Raw genomic sequence first — 18,818 nt, 5'->3', positions numbered from 1 at the left:
CTGCCTCCTATTTCCGCTTGTTGAAGTTGGCCACAGACGTGTTGGTAAGAACCGCAAACAGCAGCATGGCGCCGAGGAAGAACTTGAACCAGTCGGGGTTCCACCCCGCGTAAACGATGCCCTGGTTGGTCATGCCGAATATGACTGCACCGATGGCCGTGCCTACGGCAGTGCCGCGGCCGCCCGTCATCGAACAGCCACCGATAACCGCCGCGATAATATAGAGGAACTCGTTGCCAATGCCCTGGCCCGCCTGGATGGAGTCGAAGGCAAAAAGCGTGTGCATGCCCACAAACCAGGCGGCGAAACCGACGACCATGAACAGGATAACCTTGACGCGGCGCACAGGAACACCGACGGCACGGGCGGCGTCCTCGTCACCACCGACGGCGAAGATCCAGTTACCGAAGCGGGTCTTGTAGAGGACGAAGGAGGCCACAGCGACGAACAAGATCCACCACAACACGGTGGCACGGATGCTCAGCGAGCCGAGGTGAATAGTGCCAGCGAAGATGGCGCGTGCGGCAGCAAAGCCCTGCATGTCAGAGATGGGAGGTGTGGCCACCTGGCCGGTAACGAGCTTGGTCACGGCCAGGTTCAGCCCCTGCAGCATGAGGAATGCGGCAAGGGTGATGAGGAAAGAGTCGATCTTCGTACGCACGACAAGCAGGCCGTTGATGGCACCAATGGTCAGGGCCGTCACGAGGGCGAGGGCTGCTCCAACCCAGGAGTTGAGGTGCAGGTTGTAGTTGAGCATGGTGGCCACGAGCGCAGAGGTAGTCACGGCGACGCCGGAGGATAAGTCGAACTCGTTGCCAATCATAAGCAGGCCCACGGCCAAGGCTACGATGCCCAGGGTGGAGCTGGCGTAGAGCACCGTGGAGAAGGCCTCCATCGAACGAAACGATGGAGCGACAATCATGAACAGGGCAAAGATGACGATGGCACCAAGGACACTGGCTAGCTCGGGGCGGCGCATGATGCGGGCGCTTAGGCTCCGCGATGCTAGCCGCGCATCGATGCTTGGCGACGTCTCGGTCATCGCAAGCCTGCCTTAGCGGACTCTGAGATTACGTCGACGTTGGTGGAGTCGACGAAGGAAGGGCCGGTGTAGACGGGACGGCCGCCGCCCACGGTGGAGCCGTTGCGGTGTGCGAGCCACAAGGCGTCGACAGCCATGTAGCCCTGCATGTAAGGCTGCTGGTCCACGGCCCAGGCGACGTCGCCGGAAGCGATGGCGTCGACAAGCTCAGCGTTGGTATCGAAGGTGGCTACCTTTGCCTTGGCGCCGGAGTCAGCGATGGCGTCGACGGCGCGCATGGCGACGGGCGCTTGGAGAGCCATGACCCAGTCAATGGATTTATCCTGCTCGAGCTTCGCGTTCAGGGTGGACTGTGCTGCAGTGAGGTCCTGACCGTTGACATAGAGCAGCTCAACCTTGCCGCCCTGTCCGTCCTGCAGACCCGCGCAGCGATCCTCCTGGGACTTGTTGCCTTGTTCGTGGATGACGCACAGGGTGTGCTTGGCGCCGTCCTTCTTGAGGCGCTCGCCTGCCTTGGTGCCGGCGACCTTCTCCTCTTGGCCGAAGAACGCGGTCATGCCGTACTTCTGGTAGGAATCCATGCCGGCGTTAAGGCCGACGGTGGGGATTCCTGCGTCGGCGGCCTTCTTGGCTACAGGACCGATGGCGCTGGCGTTTGGCATGGTGACGGCGATGCCGTCGACGCCGGAGTCAATGGCGGACTGCACGAGGTTGGCCTGGTTAGGGGCCTGCGGATCGGAAGAGTAGCGCAACTCGATGTTGTCCTTCTTGGCTGCGTCCTCGGCGCCCTTGCGCACGAGATCCCAGTAGGTATCGCCAGGGGCACCGTGGGAGATCATCGATACGACGATGCGCTCGGTGTCCACTCCCCCGGCGAGTTCGTTCTCACTGTTTTCGCGCGGCGCACCACCGGTGGAGGAGCATCCCGTCACTGCTAGCGCGGCGGCCAAAGCCACCCCGGTTCCCACAATCTTGCAAGCTTTAACGTTGAAGTTCATGCTTGCATAGTGCCCCACCTGCAACAGGGACTCAAACCGCTGACCTGCATCTTTATCGTTTCAGGTGGCGCAAGCTGGCACTTTCGACGCCGTTTTTACCCCCGTTACAGCTTCCCAAACCCCCAACACAAAGCCACAAATACACAAAAGGGAGGGCTCCCCATTTCTGGGAAGCCCTCTCCGCCGATTCGGTGACTGGCGTGAATGTCCTAAAGGCGTTTTTCCTTCTTGATTAGTTCTGCATCTGCCCGGTTTCAAGGATTCCGTCGCGCAGACGAGCGGCGTCGTCAAGCAGCACTGCGGCCTCACGTTCCTTCACAGCGTCACCAGTACCGCCCAGGTTGCGATCCACCGGACGCTCGTAGAGAACTGCCCCGCCGCGCATCGCAGACTCGATGCGGCGCAGCCCGGCGCGCTCACGCTCGTGCGCCTGCTGCTGCCACTGAGCAACGGCCTCCGCATCCTGCGCCGCCGCCAGTGCAGCCAGGAATGCGCCTGGGTGCACGATTGCCACTAGCGCAGACACGTGACCGAAGCCCAGCGAGGTAACCAGGCCTGCCTTCGGTGCGTACTCGTCACGACCGCGCAGGTCCAGCTGATGGCGTAGCCAAACCAGGTGCTCATGCTTAGCCAGCACTGGGTCCACGCAATCCAGGGAACGATTCGGCGGCAGGATGCCCTCACGCAGGACCTGCGTCAGGCCAACCATCTGGAACGCGGCGGCACCACCCTTGGCGTGGCCAGTCAGGGTCTTCTGCGAAATCACGTACATCGGGTTGCCGTTGTGGCGTCCCATCGCGGCAGCAATGCGCTCGTGCAGATCCGACTCGTTCGGGTCATTCGCATTGGTCGAGGTGTCGTGCTTGGAGATGATGGACACCTCATCCGGCGTGACGCCATGCGCACGCAGGGCCTGCGCCAAGCGGGAATCCACGCCGCCACGGGCCGCAGACAGCGCGCCCAGGCCCGGCGCGGGGATGGAGGTGTGAGCGCCGTCCGCGAAGGACTCCGCGAAGGCCACCACGCCCAGAACCGGCAGTCCCTGCTCCGCGGCGAATGCGCCACGGGCCAGCAGCAGGGTGCCGCCACCTTCAGACTCGATGAAGCCTCCGCGGCGCCTGTCGTTGGCGCGGGAGAAGTACTTGTGGTCGATGCCCTTTGCTTCCATCTCTGCGGTCTCCGCGGTCGCAGCCATGTCGCCGAAGCCGGTGATGCTCTCAATAGATAGGTCATCGACACCACCAGCGACCACGAAGTCTGCCTTGTGCAGGCGCAGCTTATCCATCGCTTCCTCCACGGAGACCGCAGCGGTAGCGCAGGCTGCAACCGGGTGGACCATCTGGCCGTAGCCGCCCACGTAGGACTGCATCACGTGCGCTGCCACCACATTCGGCAGGGCTTCCTGCAGAATGTCGTTCGGGCGCGACTGCGCCAGCAGCTTATCCACGTAGAGCGAGCGCAGGGAGGCCATGCCGCCCATGCCGGTGCCCTGCGTCGAGGACACGCGTGCGGGATGAACGCTCGCGAGCAGCTCTGCCGGGCTGAAGCCCGCCGAAAGGAATGCCTCCACGGTGCACACGATGTTCCACAGCGCCACACGGTCGAGGTTGTCGATCATGTCGGCCGGGATGCCATAGACCGCCGGGTCGAATCCGGTCGGCACCTGGCCGCCGACGAAGCGCGACATTGCCACGCGGCGCGGCACACGCACTGGCGAGCCGGCCGGGCGGGTAACCTGCCATTCCTCACCATCGAAGTGCGCCGTAGCGCCCTCAACTTCTTCTACGAAGGACTTGGCGGTTGCTTCATCGTCCACGGTGAAGGTCAGCGGCTTCTCCAGGTAGATGGTGGTCAATTCAGGCGCGAGGTTGTCCACCATCGGCATGTGCGGGCCGAAGTCATCGTGGTAGCGGCGCACGCCGATGTTGGCCATCACTTGGTCATGGAATTGTTCGTAGACGTCTTCCTCGGCAATGGCTTCGCCGGTATCCAGCACGGTCCACTGGGCCGACTGGGCATCCCACTCGATGAGGCCCGTGGTCCAGGCCAGCTCAAGCACGCCGGCAGCGGAAAGCTCGCCGGTAAGCTCGACCTCGAAGCGGGTACGCGAGGAACCCAGCGGGCCGAGCTCACCTGCGCCGACGATGACGACCATGTCATCGAGCGACTGCGTCACGCCACTGAAGTCTGGCGTAGTCCACTGCAACGGGGACAGCGGGTTCGGCAGTGCTTGCACCGTCTTCGGGGCCTGGATGACGCCGCCATTGGATGCGCTTGTTTGCTCCGCCCGCCGTGCGGCCTCGCGAGCCAGTTCAGGCAGCTTGAGGTCGGCCTCGCCCAGACCGCCGGTGAAGTCAAGGGTGACCGGGTCCTGGGCCGCCTGCTCACGCACGTCGGCGTTGGCGCCGCCGTCGACCAGCTTGATAGCCATTTCCTCGGTGGAGTAGGTTTCCACGCCCTTGGCCTCGACAAGCTCGACCATTGGGTCGTTTCCGCCCATCAGGCCAGTGCCACGTACCCAACCAATGTGGGCGTGGACCAGCGAGGTACGCTCGCCCCAGACAGGCTCCGCCTTCCAGCGGGTAACCAGGGCGTCGAGTGCCGCCTTGGCCTCACCATAGGCGCCGTCGCCACCGAAGCGGCCACGGTTCGGGCTACCTGGCAGCACCACGTGCAGGCGCTGGCCCACGTGGGTATCCGCGCCCAGCTGAGACAGGCCCGCGATGAGCTTCTCCACCGACCACAGCAGCAGACGCATCTGCGACTCGGCCTGGGCGCCGGCGTCGGCCAGCGTGCCCTGCACGCGCGGAGCAGCGAACGGGAAGAGCAAGGTCGGCACCAGCGCCGGCTTGACCAGCTTGGACTTGCCGCCCACTGTGGCTGTCTGCTCGTTAGCAATCCACTCCACCAAGGCATCGAGATCTTTGAAGGAGCTCAAGTTCGCAGGGACCACCCACAACGCGGCGGAACCAGCGGCGTGCGTGCGGTAGAGCTCCTTGTAGAACTCCACGCGGTCATGGTTTAGGCGCGAGGTGGTTGCCACCACGGTGGCGCCCTCGTTGAGCAGCTCGCCGATGACAGCGGCCGCAATCGAGTTCGGGGAGCCACCAGTAACCACGGCAACGTCGTTGCTCATGGTCAAGACAGCGGCATCCTCACGCGCATCCTGCGCGTGATCCGGCAGACCAAAGTGCTCCGCCAGCCGCGCCACGGCTTCGCCAGCGCCCAGAACATCGACGTCCGCAGCGTTGAGCTCGCCCGCGGCAACACGCGCAAGATCCTCGCGGGCAGAAGCCCAGCGGTCGTCGATTAGCACTGCCTTATCCGCATCGAAGGACGGCGCGACCTGCTTAGCCCAATCGGAGCCCAGCTCACGGGAGACTAGCTCCGCCAGTGCGGCGTTCTCATCTACTTCCGAAAACTCGGTGGCAGGCGCCGCAACTCCCAGCTTGGACAGCAAGGTGCGGGCGGTCTCCGCAAGGGTATCGGTCATTTCCGCGGTGTAGGCATCCAAAGCAGCGGAGTCCACTACCCCACCGCCCGCAGCACCACCCACGGAAGGCATCGCAATGCTAATCCCCTCGCGCTGTCCGGCGACGGTCACGGCGGCGTCGATTAGCGCATCCAGCTCCTTGACATTCGCAGCGCCCGTGCCGAGCGTGGCCAGGTCGCCGCCACGCAGGGACGCGCCCTCGCGAGTGCCGAGGACAAGCTCAGCGATGACGCGATCTGCCCAGCCTTCGCCCAAGCCCCAGGCGCCGGTGACACGCTCAGCCACGTAGCCAGGCTTCTTTCCGGCAGGTCCAGTAAGGCGGCGCAGCGCATCAGCGACCTGCCCACCCAGGACCGGGCCAAAGGTCTTATAGCCCTTGGCCATGCCTGCGACAGTCTCCTTGAGTTCCGACAGCGCAGCATCGGCCGCGCCATCGATAGCGCCCAATCCGAACTCCACACCCAGATCCAGCAGGAGCTGGTTGCGGCGGGAGGACACGCCCTCGACGAGCAGTTCGATGGTATCGGCAGGACCCATCTGATCCAGGCGGACCTTGGTCCACACCGCCACGAGCATTTCGGTGGCGAACTGCGCGCTCAGCGGCTTATCCGCTGGGGTCTCCCCACCCGCAGCAGGTGCCGGAACCGGAGCCACGAGGGTCGCGGTCTCCGCTGCTGCCGGGGTCTCAGGGACCAGGCTTGCTGCGGTAGCGCCAGATTCGGCACCATCCTCGGCACCAGATTCAGCCGCTGCATCCGCCGCCGCAGTCTGCTCCGGCTCCGGGCGAGCGATGGCATCCTCAGCGAAGACAACGCCGCGGTCGCGCTCGATGTTGAGCACCTCGATGCCGTGGCCTGCATACTGCGGCAGGCGCAGGGTCTGGCCCAGCATGTTCGCCAGCGTTGGCGAGGAACCCACGCCCACCTCGACAAAGCGCTCCACGCCCAGGCCCGGGGTGCCGGCGCCGCCGATGGCGCCCGGCTCGCTAAGCAGGAGATCCTGGGTTTCGATCCATCGGACAGGTGAAGCGAACTGCCAGGCCAAAAGCTCAATGAGCAGGGTGCGGCCCAACTGAACCGGGTTCTCAAGGGCGCCCGCGAAGTCAGACAGGATGGCCTTGACGGGATCAGAGTCCACCACGGAGTCAATGGCCTGCACGAACTCTTCAGTGAGCTCAAATGGACGCGCAACCAGGTTCGGCACGTAGTGGCCCACGAGGATATCCAGGTCGATGTCCGCCGGAATGAGGGAATCGAGGTGCTCGCGGAAGGCAGGCACGCCGTCCAGCAGATGAGAGGAGTGGAACGGCACGTCGATGCCCGGGATCTGGATGAAGGCACGCGCCCCCGGCGCGCGGCGCTCGGCGTCGGCACGCAGGGCGTTAAGCCCCGCGCGAGTACCGGCGACGGCGTACTGGACGCCTGCAATGTTGTAGTTGACGATCTCCAGGAACTCGCCGGTCTGCGCGGAAATCTCAGCAACGTACGGGAACACGTCCTTGGCGGAGACGCCGATCTTGTTCGGACGCAGCGCCGCCAGTCCATAGTTGGAGTTGCCCTCGGCGTCGCGCTCGACCAGGCGGTGCATGGTCAGGCCACGGGCGTAGACGATCTCTACGACTGCTTCGAGGGAGAGCACCTGCGCGTAGGCGGCGAGGGCGTTGTACTCGCCCACGGAGTGGCCCGCAAAGTAGGCGCCGGAGTCAAGGACGCCGGCCTCCTGCATCTCGGCGATCTGCGCGCAGCCCAGGGTGGCCATGGCTACCTGCGTGAACTGGGTCAGGAAAAGAGCGCCGTCCGGGTGCGTGAACTCCTCGCCGCGCACGGTGACGGACTGCGGATTGTTGCGCACGATCTCCAGGATGGAGAATCCCAACTTGGAGCGGGTGTGCTTGTCCGCGCGTTCCCATACGGAGCGGGCGTTTGACGACGCCGCGAAGGCGTCCATGCCCATCCCCTGCGACTGGATGCCCTGGCCGGGGAAGCCGTAGAAGGTCAGCCTGTCAGCGACAGTTGCGCGAGCCTCAAGGACCGGAACGCCGTCGACGGAAGCGGTGACGGCTCGGACCTCGCCGAAGCCTGGGCGGGTGTCCAGGCCCACGCGCTCGACCACGAAGGTGACCTGCGCGCCGGGCAGGACAGGCGCCTGCATGGTGGCGCTCCACTCACGGACTGCAGCGCCGTCGAAAGCGGCGGCCAGCTGCGCCAGCGCGGAGGTCCACATGCCATGGACGATGACGCCGTCCTTCAATCCAGCCAGCTGGGCGGCGAGATCGGCAACGTGGATGGGGTTGCGGTCGCCCGTGACCACGGCGAATGGGTGCATCGATTGCGGGGCGGTCACGGTCATTTCGTGGCGGAAGCTGCGCGGCTTTTCCTTGGTGGTGGACGCTGCACCTGCGACGGAGTCCGCTGCGCCGAGTTCCTGCTCGCCGCGACGGCCCTGGATGGCGAAGCGCTCGAAGAGGCGTGCAACCGGGGTGCCTGCGGTGTCTGCACCAGCTGCGGAAGCACCATCAGTGGCCGTGTCAATATCTACTGCGACGTCGACGACACGGCCGACTGGGGTGTCGCGGACCTCGCCCGCGGTGGCGGTGATACGCAGCTTCGCCTCGCGCGGCAGCGCGGACTTGAGTTCGAGGTTGTGTTCCAAGTGGACCAGGTTGAGCAGGCCTTCAACGACGTTGGTTCCGTCTTCGGTAACTGCATCGGCGATGACCGCGAACACGGCTGGCCAGGCCTTGCCCACGAGGACGTCTGGGGCCACGTGTGCGCCCTCGGCAACGTCTGCGGAAAGGGCGTCGGCAGGCGCATAGCCCGCGGTGACGTTTTCATAGTCTGCGGAATCCGCGGCGCTGAGCTCGCCGGACCAGATGGCGGTGCCACCGGTTACCTCCGGCAGGGTGCCGCCGGCAGCGACGCGAGCCAGCTCGCGCATGGACTCAGCGGCATCGGCCTCGGTGATAAGCGGCGAGGCGCCCGGAATCTGCGGTGGGGTGATGCGCAGGCGCAGCTGCGCGCCTGCAATCGCGCCCTTGAGCGGGACGCTCAGCCAGTACTCGTCTTCGGCAAGCTTCTCAAAGCGGGAGCCGTTGTCTTTGCTCTCGATCGACTCAGCCAGGAACTGGCCGGTGCCAAGCACGAGGCGAAGCGGGTTAAGCTGCTCGCGGCCTGCCCAATTGACCATTGGTGCCTTGAGGATTTTGTCGAAGTCCGAGTGCTCTGGTTTGTCTTGTACACCGGCCTGGGTCAGCTCATCTGTTGCGGCCTGCTCGAAGCGGGCAAGCAGCTCAGCCACCGGCTCGTCAACGCGCTCAATGCCGCCGACTGCGGTGGTGCCTGGGATGATGCAGACTTGGTCGGCATCGTAGCGCTCGTCGTGGGCCTGCCACAGGGAGTCCTGGCGCCACAGACGGCGGACCTCCGCGTCGATGACGGGGACGAAGTTGGCGGGCTTGCCCTTCTGGTTGAGCAGCTGCAGGAACCACGCGGCGTCGCCTGGGTGGACGAGCTGGTCGACGGCGGCGCTGCCCAAGAGCTCGCGCAGCTGCATGACTGCCTGCTCCGGGTTCTCGCGCTCTGCGGTGACCTGAAGTTCGATCTCGCCGTGGTCCGCCGGGTTGAGGCGGGCTTCGGTGCGCTCCACCATTGCGACGAAGCGCTGGAACCAGGATTCGTCGACCCACTGCCCCATGTAGGAAAGTTCAAGGTAGCGCTCGAGCCACTGCGCGTAGGTTATAGAGTCAAGGTCACCGAAGTAAGGCTTGCAGGTCTTGCCGATGGCCTCGATGATCTCGTCACGACGTGCGGCCACGGCCTCAGCGTCGCCCGCGACCTCGTCGAGCAGGCGCCCGGCGCGTGCGAAGGAGTTGTCGATCTCGTGGATGTCCGCGCCCAGCTGGGACAGTCCGGAGGTCACGGAGCCGCCGAAGTCCTGGGCTGCAGCGCCCACGCCGGCCCAGCCGCCGTTCTGGACGGTCGGCTGCGCGGCCACGAGTGCGCGCTTCACGGATTCGGAAGCGGTGGATTCCTTGGTCGCCATGGCGGCGGTGCCCACCATGATGGCGTCGACAGGCGCATCCGGCAGCCCCTGCTTGTGTGCCCAGGTGCCCAGCAGGTACTGAACACCGCGGGCTGGGGTGCCGATACCGCCGCCGACGGCCAGCACCACGTTGTCGTGCTCGCGGATGCGGCCATAGGTGGCAGCGAGCAGCTCGTCGAGGTCCTCCCACGAGTGGTGGCCACCGGCGTGACCGCCTTCGATCTGCATGATGATAAGTCCTGGGGCCTGCTCAGCGATGCGCAGTACTTGGTCGATCTGCTTGATGGTGCCTGGCTTGAATGCGACCCACGGGAAGTTGTCCGCGTGCAGGGACTCTACGAGTTCCACTGCCTCTTCGAGCGGTGGGATACCAGCAGAGACAACCACGCCGTTGATGGGCGCACCGTTTGCGCGTGCCTTGGGGAGGGCGCGCTCGCCAGCGATCTGGCGGCGCCACTGCGATGCGGAGAGATACATGGCGTTGAACTGTGCGTTCACGCCTGGCTCGAGGAGTTCCTCTAGCTTCTCCAAGTTGCGTGCCAGCAAGGCGTTGGTGGTCTGGCCACCGCCTGCGAGCTCTGCCCAGTGACCGGCGTTGGCTGCTGCAGCCACGATTTCTGAGTCGACGGTGGAAGGGGTCATGCCGGGCAGCATGACTGGCGAGTAGCCGGTTGCCTCGGTGAACTTGGTGGAAAGGCGACCTGCGCGCAGGGTCGGGCGGAAGCACTCCCAGGACATGGGCAGGGCGGGTGCCTGGCCGGCGTCGAAAAGCTGCGACTGCCCGTGCGAACCGCACACCACCAAGGTGCCGATTCCTCGTCCTGCGACGATGTCTCGGGTCAGCGGCTCGACGCCGCCATCAGGGCCGCACTCGAAGATCCAGCGGGCGCCTGCCTCGATGGCCTCGGTGACGCGGGCTGGCCAATCGACGATGTCGGTGAGGACGGCGCGGGCGCCCTCCTCCACGAGCACGGGGTCAAGACCTGCGGTTTTGCCCCACTCGATGACCTGCGCAACGGCCTCTTCCATTGCCGGGTGGTGGTAGGCAGCCTGGATGTCGAGCTGGCTAAAGCGAGGTGCGAACGGGGCGCCGCCGCGCTGCTTGGATTCGACGAGCTTGGCGTCCTTGGAGGCCGCCGCTTCGAGGCGGCCTTGAACTGCGGTTACCTCCGCCGGGGTACCGACGATGATGAACTTGTCGCGGCCATTGCGCAGGCCGATGCGACCGCCGGCCTTTTCAATCTGCTCTTGAGTGGCACCGGAGACTGCCACCATAGGAGAACCCTCAGCGTTGCGGACCAAACCGTGAGTGCGGGCTGTACGCGTGATAGCGGCACCGATGAGCTGCGCCAAGGCGATGACCTCGCCGGCTGCGGCGCGGCCGGTGGCAACAAACGTGCTCAAGGTGCCCTGGGAATGTCCAATGGCCGCGACCGCCTGCGAGACGTCGAGCCCCTGGGCAGCAAGCGCTTCAAGCACACCAACCTGGGCGGTGACGATGCCCGGGGTAGAGATAGCAGAATCCGCCAGGTTAATGCGCGGCGAGTTCGCTGCTGCTGCCCACTCGAGCGGGGCGAAGCCGTGCGGGAAGGCGGCGGCGAGATCGTCTGCGAGTGGCTCGAGGATCTCTTCCGCCTGCTTCAGGTGCCCGGCAAGGCGGGTGCCTGCGCCTGCGGCGATAGATGCCTGCAGATTGGGAAGCCAGGCATAGCCCTGTCCTGAAAATGACAGCGCGAAGGGTTCGGCGTCTAGGCGGTTGACCAAGCGTTTGCCTGTGGAAAGCGGCTGGGTAATGGTCGTAGTTTCGGTACGCGGGGTGATGCTCACTGTGGTTGCTGCTCCTATGCGAGTGCGGCCAGAATTGTTTCGTATCAGAAAGTCAGAGATACAGCATGCCACAAAATCATGAGGAAACCATCATCTTTTGACGGCGTGTGTGGATGCTGCCCGTAAATCACGGTGGCGAGGATACGGCTAGAAATCACCCAAGAGCCGGGAAACTAGCTCTTTAGCACGCTCTAGGTCCACGCGCGATTGACCCCGGCGCACGCCATCCCCGACAGGGCCTTCGGGCTCTACTTCTGCATAAATCTCGCATGCACTCGCCGGAACCACAGGCGCACTACGGACAATCCCGCGCTGTTGCGTGTATTCATCAAAGAACTTATCGATACTCATTACCGGCGCCAGTCTAGCCGCTAAAATCATCCCCATCATGGCAGCCCGCTCCCCTTTTCGCCCGTACTACATAGTCGGCTTCCTCAACCTCATCATTGCAGCCCTCGTCATCTTTGGCGCAACCCTCGACGCCCCGACTTCACCCTCCTCAGCGACTGCACCCACAACCACTGCAAACGGCAGTCCGGACAATGCGCCCAACAGCCCCACGGCACCAGCTCCAGCAACAGCTTCAGACGCAGCTCCGGCAGCACCCGAACCCCCTGCGGCACCTGCCCCAAATCCAGCATTAGAACAGCTCACCGCCCTGCCGGTTAAGGGCCGCGCGCCAAAGACTGGCTACGAACGTAAGCAGTTCGGGCAGGCATGGTCTGACGATGTCACCGTGGAATTTGGCCACAACGGCTGCGATACGCGAAACGACATTCTGCGCCGTGACCTCGTGGATATCACGCTCAAAGAAAACACTCATGACTGCGTGGTCCTGACAGGTACACTGCATGATCCCTATTCCGGCACTGATATCAGCTTCCAGCGCGGGCAAGGCACCTCCGAGTTGGTACAGATTGATCACATCGTGCCGCTTGCCGACGCCTGGCAAAAAGGCGCCCAAGAATGGTCACCGGAAAAGCGCCGCGACTTTGCCAACGACCCGCGCAACCTCCTCGCGGTCGACGGCCCACTTAATCAGCAAAAGTCCGCTGGCGACGCAGCAACCTGGCTTCCACCAAGCAAGGAATACCGCTGCACCTACGCGCAGAAAATCATTGAAGTTAAAGCTACCTACGGGCTGTGGGTAACACAGGCCGAATATGACGCGCTGGCTACCCAGCTAGCAACCTGCCCTTGAGCTACCCCCACTTTTTACCTGCCAAGAATCTGCATATTTTGCGCATAGTTTGACCCTAAAATAGAGCATATCTTTTAGACAATATGCCTGTATGTCACGGAAAACGTGGGCACCCAAGCAAAGTAACGGCTTATATAAAGACCCGAAATAAATACAATCCGGGGCTAATAAGTTTCACCCCCAAAGTTTAAAAATTAGAAAAATAGCACCCCAACCCCGTGCCAATTTTCTAGTATCAACTTCAGCGAAATTGATAGCCAAGTCACATTTCTCTCACGTATGTGCCGAGGGACTCAAAGACGCAACTCTCAACTGTCGTCTCTGCGAACGGAACCCACCCGATGTTCAAATACATCCTGAAGAAGACCGCTAGCTGAAGACCGCTAGCTGGTTGCTAGTTATCTTCTGTGATGTCTATGGAGTTTTTGGTCACGGAGTCTAATGGCTTTTTGGACGGGGAGTCCAGATAGTTTTTGGTCACGGAGTCCAAAGACTTCCTTGTCGTGATGTCTCAAGACTTTTTGGACAGTCGGTGGGTTGGAATACCAAGATGGCTATTTCAACCCATCTCCGCAAGAAAATAGCGGACTTCGACCCAGTAAGAGACGGACGAACCGTCACCCAATTCTGCAAGGATATTGGCGTATCTCGCCAAACCTATGCCAACATCAAACGCCGCGTTGAACAACGCGGCCGTGCAGGCATCCTGCCTGACTCCACCGCCCCGCATTCCCCAGCCAGAATCTACGATGATCACCTTCGTCAGAAAGTCATCACAGCTCGATCAGTGCTCAAGGCCCAGGGACGGGACTATGGCCCGTGGTCAATCTATTACTACCTCATTGATGACCTTGGTTTAGAGCACCCACCGGCACGGTCTACGATTGCGCTTTGGCTCCACGAAGCTGGTGTTGCTGAGGCCAATGCCCGTAAACGTCCTCGTAAAAGCTTTAAACGCTGGGCACGCGATAAAGTCGATGAGCTGTGGCAACTCGACGGGTTTGTCTACCGACTCTTTGACACTCCACATACCCAGATCACTATCTACCAGCTGGTTGATGATGCCAGCCGGTTTGATCTGGGCTCACAAGCCTTCGCCGCCAAAGAAAACGGATTCGATGCTCGCACTACCTTGGCCGCAGCAATAGAAACGTATGGTCGCCCGCAGGAACTTTTGACCGATAACGGTGAAGCTTTCGCCACCTATCACCGGGGCCGGTTGTCCGATACCGAGCGCTGGCTCGCCGCCCAAGGTATCTGGTCCATTGCAGGTTTTGGCCCGCAAACCCAAGGCAAAGATGAACGCTCGCATCAAACCATGACCAAGTTTCTCGATGCACGCCAACCTACAACACTTCAGCACGTCAAACAGCTGTTGGACGACTACCGCGAGTTTTACAACACCAGGCGCCGCCATCAAGGCCTGCTAGTCGGCAAAATGCACATCACTCCAGCCCAAGCCCGTGAGCACTTCGCCCACGCTCAATCCCCAACACAACCCATTGACCCGGATGTGCTGTGGGCCAAGATTGTGAAGTCATACCGGGATACACACTCAGAAAGCGCGATACACCACGAGCATCGTATCGAGAATGGGGTTAAAGAGGCGATGGCGCCGGTTGTGGGAGAAGTTGCAGCTTCTCCCACAACCATCGATGACGATAACGAACCAATCCAGCAAGAATCATCTCCTACCATCAGTCCCACCGTAGACGGTCTATCCGCCCAGTCAAGCAACGCCTGGGGTATCCCCGACACACTGTGGATCAACAAAAGCGGAGTGGTGCGCATCCTGGGCTATGGATTCTATGTAGGACTCCGGTTTAAAAACCGGCTCATATACAGCCACGTTACCGATGACACCGCTGAGTTCTTCACTGATCATGATGGTGAAGCACTGTTTTCATTCCCACTGCCCATCAAGCTACTTGAGCGTCCAGCCGGCGGACAGATCAACATCGGGCATGTCGAAGGAATGTGGCACCGCCGGCCACCAGAGATCAAACCAATCCTGTCGCGTCCGCGCCCGTCGAGACGAAAGAAACCATAACCGGTAAGACGAGCTAGAGACTGTCCAAAAACACCAAAGACTCCCTGCCCAAAAAGCAGGGAGACTCCACGTCCAAAAAGTCATTGGACTCCTAGCCCAAAAAGCTACTGGACTCCGTGTCCAAAAAGCCCATGGACATAACATTGCTAGTTATCTTCCTCGCGACCAACATCGCCTACTTTCTCGCGGCAACCTTCCTTGATCCGCGTTCGAATTACATAGGCCGCAACCCGCCTCTTCGCCCGGAAGAAATCTCCAATATCCTCCAGCCATTGGGTCTCGACCCAGAAACGCCCCTCCTTGAGCGCTGGTGGAACTGGTTTAGTGGGATTTTGTTCCACTGGGACTGGGGCAGCTCCCCTTTGGGAGACCCAGTCAGCGCCCAGATCGGCCACCGTGCGCTCGTGTCTGCCCAGCTTCTCCTCCTAGCAACCGTGCTTTCTGTTGTCATCGGTGTTGGTTTGGGTGTCTACACCGCTGCGCGCCAGTACAAGGCTGCTGACCGCGTATGGCAGGGTGTTTCGATTATCACGATGAACACCCACGTCGTAGTTGCTTCCATCCTGGTGGTTGCAGGTGGCCTTTGGTTAAACCGCGTGACTGGCCACCGCGTCGTCTACGTCACCGGATCTGCTAATCCGGACATCACTGGTTTTATCCCCAAGCTGATTGACTACGCCCAGCACCTTGTCCTTCCCACCATCTCCCTGGTCGTCATCAGCTACGCCGGCTACCACATGATGCAGCGCACTCTCCTGCTGGACAACCTCAATGCCGACTACGTTCGCACTGCCCGCGCGAAAGGGCTAACCCGTGCCCAAGCCATCCGCAAGCACGCGCTAAGAACCTCCATCATCCCGGTGGCAACGTCAGTTGCTTTCTCCGTGCCCGGAATCTTCACTGGCGCGATCATGACCGAGCAGATCTTCGCTTGGAAAGGCATGGGCCAGTACTTCATCGAAACCATCAGCCGCAACGACGTCAACGGCACCACCGCGGTCGCCGCCTTCGGCGCAGTGATGATTGCATTCTCAGCAATTCTGGCCGACCTCGTCGTTGTTGCACTCGACCCACGAGTGAGGGTGAGCTAAATGTCTCCAGAGAAAAAGTCCACGACTCCTCGCGCTTCGGCACGTCACTCGGAACGCCACCGGCGAAACGACCTCGCTATCGACTCCGCGGCGGATAACCTCGGTGTTCGCCCACACGCCGCCACCGCCGACTTCAGCATGGCCTCGGAGCCAAGCGCCCAATCTGCACTGGCTTCCGGTGTTGATGTCGATGATGCCCAACGCCGCCAATTCACAGGCAACGACGGAGACGAAAAGGAAGAGGTCTTCCGCGGCACGTCGAAGCTGAAGCTGTACACGCGGCGCTTCTTCCGCAACAAGTTCGCTTTAATCGGCGCACTCATCTTCCTGCTTCTAACCTTGTTGGCTCTCTTCGGCGGCTTTGTTGCCAAGTGGCCTTACGACGAGCCTGACTTCTTAAACCTCGCCACAGGACCTTCGCCGGAGCACTGGTTTGGCACCACCGATTCTGGCAACGACCTTTTCGCCCAAACCGTTCATGGCTTGGGGCGCTCGCTCATCATCGCGTTGGTCGTCTCCATTGCCACGACCGTCCTTTCGGCGCTCATCGGCGCTGCCGCAGCCATGTACGGCGGACGCATCGAAAAGGCGATTCTGGCTATTATCCACTTCTTGCTCGCCATCCCGACCTTCCTGCTCATCGCCCTCGTGGTGGCGGATTCCGGCGGCGATTGGAAGCTGCTCATCGTGGTCCTCATCGCCTTTGGCTGGATGTACCCCGCCCGTGTTATTTGGGCGATGGCGCTGTCCGTGCGCGAAAACGACTACGTGCGAGCGGCCGACTACATGGGCGTATCGCGCTTTCGCACCATCGTTCGCCACATCGTGCCCAACATCGGATCGCTGCTCATCATCCAGTTCGCACTGGGCGTCGTGAGCACCGTCATGTCAGAAACAGCACTGTCCTTCTTGGGTTTGGGCGTGAAGCTTCCCGACGTCTCTTTGGGCACGCTGCTTTCCGTCGGCGCCAACGCCGTCGAATCCTCGCCTTGGCAGTTCTACTTCCCAGCGGGCGTGCTGACCCTACTCACTGTGTCCATGGCATTCATCGCGGATGGCCTGCGCGATGCCATTGACCCCAACTCGAACTCCGGAGGCCGAGCATGACAACGCCTACTACCCCATTGCTGCAAGTCCGCGACCTCGCCGTCACCTTTCCTTCTGAAGCTGGTTCGGTCCATGCTGTCCGTGGCGTCAACTTCGATCTTCTGCCAGGGCGCACCCTCGCGATTGTGGGTGAATCCGGCTCCGGAAAGTCCGTGACGTCGATGGCCATTATGGGGCTTTTGCCTGGCTACGCCAAGGTTGAGGGCTCCGTTAAATTCCAGGGCACTGAGCTCATCGGAATGTCCGACAAAAAGATGTCCGAAATCCGTGGTCAAGACATCGCCATGATTTTCCAGGATCCGCTCTCCTCGCTGACTCCGGTCTTTTCCATCGGTGACCAGCTCAAGGAAGCCATCCAGATTCACCGCTCACTGTCGGATAAGGAAGCCGAGCAAGAGGCCATCCGCCTTCTGGATTTGGTGGGTATCCCCGAGCCTGAAAAGCGCATCAAGTCCTTCCCGCATGAATTCTCCGGCGGTATGCGCCAGCGCGTGGTCATCGCTATCGCGATGGCCAACAACCCCAAGGTCATCATCGCCGACGAGCCAACCACCGCTCTCGACGTCACCATCCAGGCGCAGATTCTTGAGGTCCTCAAGGTCGCTCAGCGCGAAACCGGCGCTGCGGTCATCATGATTACCCACGACATGGGAGTCGTCGCGGGCACGGCAGATGACGTCCTCGTCATGTATGCCGGGCGCGCCGTCGAATATGGCGACGTAGACACCATCTTTAGCAACCCCAAGATGCCCTACACGGTGGGACTGCTCGGCTCTACCCCACGCGTGGATAAGTCAAGCGACGAGCCGCTGGTGCCCATCAACGGCACCCCGCCGCGCCTTATCGAGATTGTGCCAGAATGCTCGTTTGCTGCCCGCTGCCCCGTGGCACAGGAAGGCTGTTGGAAGCAGGAGCCTGAATTGCGTGCGCTTGACGACGCCCCGCGGCACGCCGCCGCTTGCCTGCGCTCCGCCGAGATCAACCAGGGCAGCATCGGTGGCGAGCGAATGTATCCGCTGCCGCAGATTTCCCCCGATGCCCTAGGCGATACTCCGTATGACGAGCGCCCGGTGACCCTAGAAGTGGAAAACCTGGTCAAGGAGTTCCCGCTCATCAAGGGCGCCATCCTCAAGCGTCGCGTGGGCACCGTGCATGCGGTCAACAACATCAGCTTCACGGTGCACCAAGGCGAGTGCTTCGCCATCGTGGGCGAATCCGGTTCCGGCAAGACCACCACCTTGCTCGAAATCATGGAGCTCAACCCACCTAAGGGTTCCTCCATCGTTGTTAACGGCACCGACACTTCCGGTCTTAGCAGCTCAGCTCGCCGCAGCTTGCGCAAGGACATCCAGATCGTCTTCCAGGACCCAATGAGCTCGCTGAACCCGCGCATGACAATCCGCGAGATCATCGCTGAACCACTGGAATCTCTGGGCGATGAAGGCGACGTCGGCAAGCGCGTGAGCGAGCTCATGAAGCTCGTCGGCTTGGAATCTCACCAGGTAGACCGCTTCCCAGGGCACTTCTCCGGCGGTCAGCGTCAGCGCATCGGCCTGGCCCGCGCACTGGCTACAAACCCGTCAATCATCGTCCTCGACGAGCCAGTATCTGCTCTGGACGTATCCATCCAGGCCGGCATCATCAATCTGCTGCATGACCTGAAAAACCGCCTGGGTATCTCCTTGGTCTTCGTGGCTCACGACCTATCCGTGGTGCGCAATCTTTCCGACAAAGTCGCCGTCATGTACAAGGGCGACTTCGTGGAATACGGCGCCACCGACGAGGTCTTCGATAACCCGCAGCACGCGTACACCAAGGCGCTGCTGTCCGCTATCCCTATCCCGGATCCTGCCGTGGAACGCAACCGCAAGCGGGTGATCTACGAGGAACATGCCTCTTAGAACCCCCGCGCTCGACCTAAAACTCAATATTTCATCTCTTTGTAATTCCTCCCCCTCCCACAAGGAA

General features: G+C 61.8%; 9 protein-coding genes. 5 read left to right on the top strand and 4 right to left on the bottom strand.

What is annotated here, in order from left to right:
- Positions 1-7: 7 nt before the first annotated feature.
- The 4 genes from I6I72_RS10010 to I6I72_RS09995 all read right to left on the bottom strand — a co-directional run bounded on the left by I6I72_RS10010 (position 8) and on the right by I6I72_RS09995 (position 11,752).
- Positions 8-1,042, bottom strand: coding sequence for an ABC transporter permease (locus tag I6I72_RS10010; protein ID WP_005531058.1), 1,035 nt, complete (start codon positions 1,040-1,042; stop codon positions 8-10).
- A complete protein-coding gene (locus I6I72_RS10005) occupies positions 1,039-2,040 on the bottom strand; it encodes a substrate-binding domain-containing protein (protein ID WP_005531059.1) in 1,002 nt (333 codons plus the stop codon). Before I6I72_RS10005 ends, I6I72_RS10010 begins: the two co-directional genes overlap by 4 nt.
- Positions 2,041-2,272: 232 nt before the next feature.
- The gene (locus I6I72_RS10000) at positions 2,273-11,401 is read right to left on the bottom strand and encodes a type I polyketide synthase (RefSeq protein WP_236592616.1); all 9,129 of its coding nucleotides are present in this window, start codon (positions 11,399-11,401) and stop codon (positions 2,273-2,275) included.
- Positions 11,402-11,548: 147 nt separating this feature from the next.
- On the bottom strand, positions 11,549-11,752 hold the full coding sequence (locus tag I6I72_RS09995; protein ID WP_152681352.1) for a hypothetical protein: 204 nt from the start codon (positions 11,750-11,752) through the stop codon (positions 11,549-11,551).
- 37 nt (positions 11,753-11,789) lie between these two features.
- Here I6I72_RS09995 and I6I72_RS09990 point away from each other — a divergent pair, with 37 nt between their 5' ends.
- The 5 genes from I6I72_RS09990 (at position 11,790) to I6I72_RS09970 (ending at position 18,751) form a co-directional block, all read left to right on the top strand.
- Complete coding sequence (locus I6I72_RS09990) at positions 11,790-12,602, top strand: HNH endonuclease family protein (RefSeq protein WP_201806819.1); 813 nt, start codon at positions 11,790-11,792, stop codon at positions 12,600-12,602.
- Positions 12,603-13,152: 550 nt separating this feature from the next.
- Entirely contained in the window at positions 13,153-14,652 is a 1,500-nt protein-coding gene (locus I6I72_RS09985; protein ID WP_046646292.1) for an integrase core domain-containing protein, read from the top strand.
- A gap of 131 nt (positions 14,653-14,783) precedes the next feature.
- Positions 14,784-15,743, top strand: a complete 960-nt coding sequence (locus I6I72_RS09980; protein WP_100622483.1) for an ABC transporter permease — start codon at positions 14,784-14,786, stop codon at positions 15,741-15,743.
- Positions 15,744-16,850 (top strand): ABC transporter permease, encoded by a 1,107-nt coding sequence (locus tag I6I72_RS09975; protein WP_046645804.1) that lies wholly within the window; start codon positions 15,744-15,746, stop codon positions 16,848-16,850.
- Positions 16,847-18,751: an ABC transporter ATP-binding protein gene (locus I6I72_RS09970; RefSeq protein WP_201806816.1), complete on the top strand. Its 1,905-nt coding sequence runs from the start codon at positions 16,847-16,849 to the stop codon at positions 18,749-18,751. Before I6I72_RS09975 ends, I6I72_RS09970 begins: the two co-directional genes overlap by 4 nt.
- The last annotated feature ends 67 nt before the right edge of the window (positions 18,752-18,818 follow it).

It is taken from the genome of Corynebacterium striatum (assembly GCF_016728105.1).
GTDB classification, from domain to species: Bacteria; Actinomycetota; Actinomycetes; order Mycobacteriales; family Mycobacteriaceae; genus Corynebacterium; species Corynebacterium striatum.
Note: the sequence above shows the minus strand (reverse complement) of the source record. Positions and strands in the feature narration are given on the sequence as shown.

What these genes read in the sequence shown, in the direction of transcription:
- I6I72_RS09990 (WP_201806819.1), top strand. Translation starts at nt 11,790, where the DNA reads ATGGCAGCCCGCTCCCCTTTTCGCCCGTACTACATAGTCGGCTTCCTC.
- I6I72_RS09980 (WP_100622483.1), top strand. Translation starts at nt 14,784, where the DNA reads ATGGACATAACATTGCTAGTTATCTTCCTCGCGACCAACATCGCCTAC.
- I6I72_RS09975 (WP_046645804.1), top strand. Translation starts at nt 15,744, where the DNA reads ATGTCTCCAGAGAAAAAGTCCACGACTCCTCGCGCTTCGGCACGTCAC.
- I6I72_RS09985 (WP_046646292.1), top strand. Translation starts at nt 13,153, where the DNA reads ATGGCTATTTCAACCCATCTCCGCAAGAAAATAGCGGACTTCGACCCA.
- I6I72_RS10005 (WP_005531059.1), bottom strand. Translation starts at nt 2,040, where the DNA reads ATGAACTTCAACGTTAAAGCTTGCAAGATTGTGGGAACCGGGGTGGCT.
- I6I72_RS10010 (WP_005531058.1), bottom strand. Translation starts at nt 1,042, where the DNA reads ATGACCGAGACGTCGCCAAGCATCGATGCGCGGCTAGCATCGCGGAGC.
- I6I72_RS09995 (WP_152681352.1), bottom strand. Translation starts at nt 11,752, where the DNA reads ATGAGTATCGATAAGTTCTTTGATGAATACACGCAACAGCGCGGGATT.
- I6I72_RS09970 (WP_201806816.1), top strand. Translation starts at nt 16,847, where the DNA reads ATGACAACGCCTACTACCCCATTGCTGCAAGTCCGCGACCTCGCCGTC.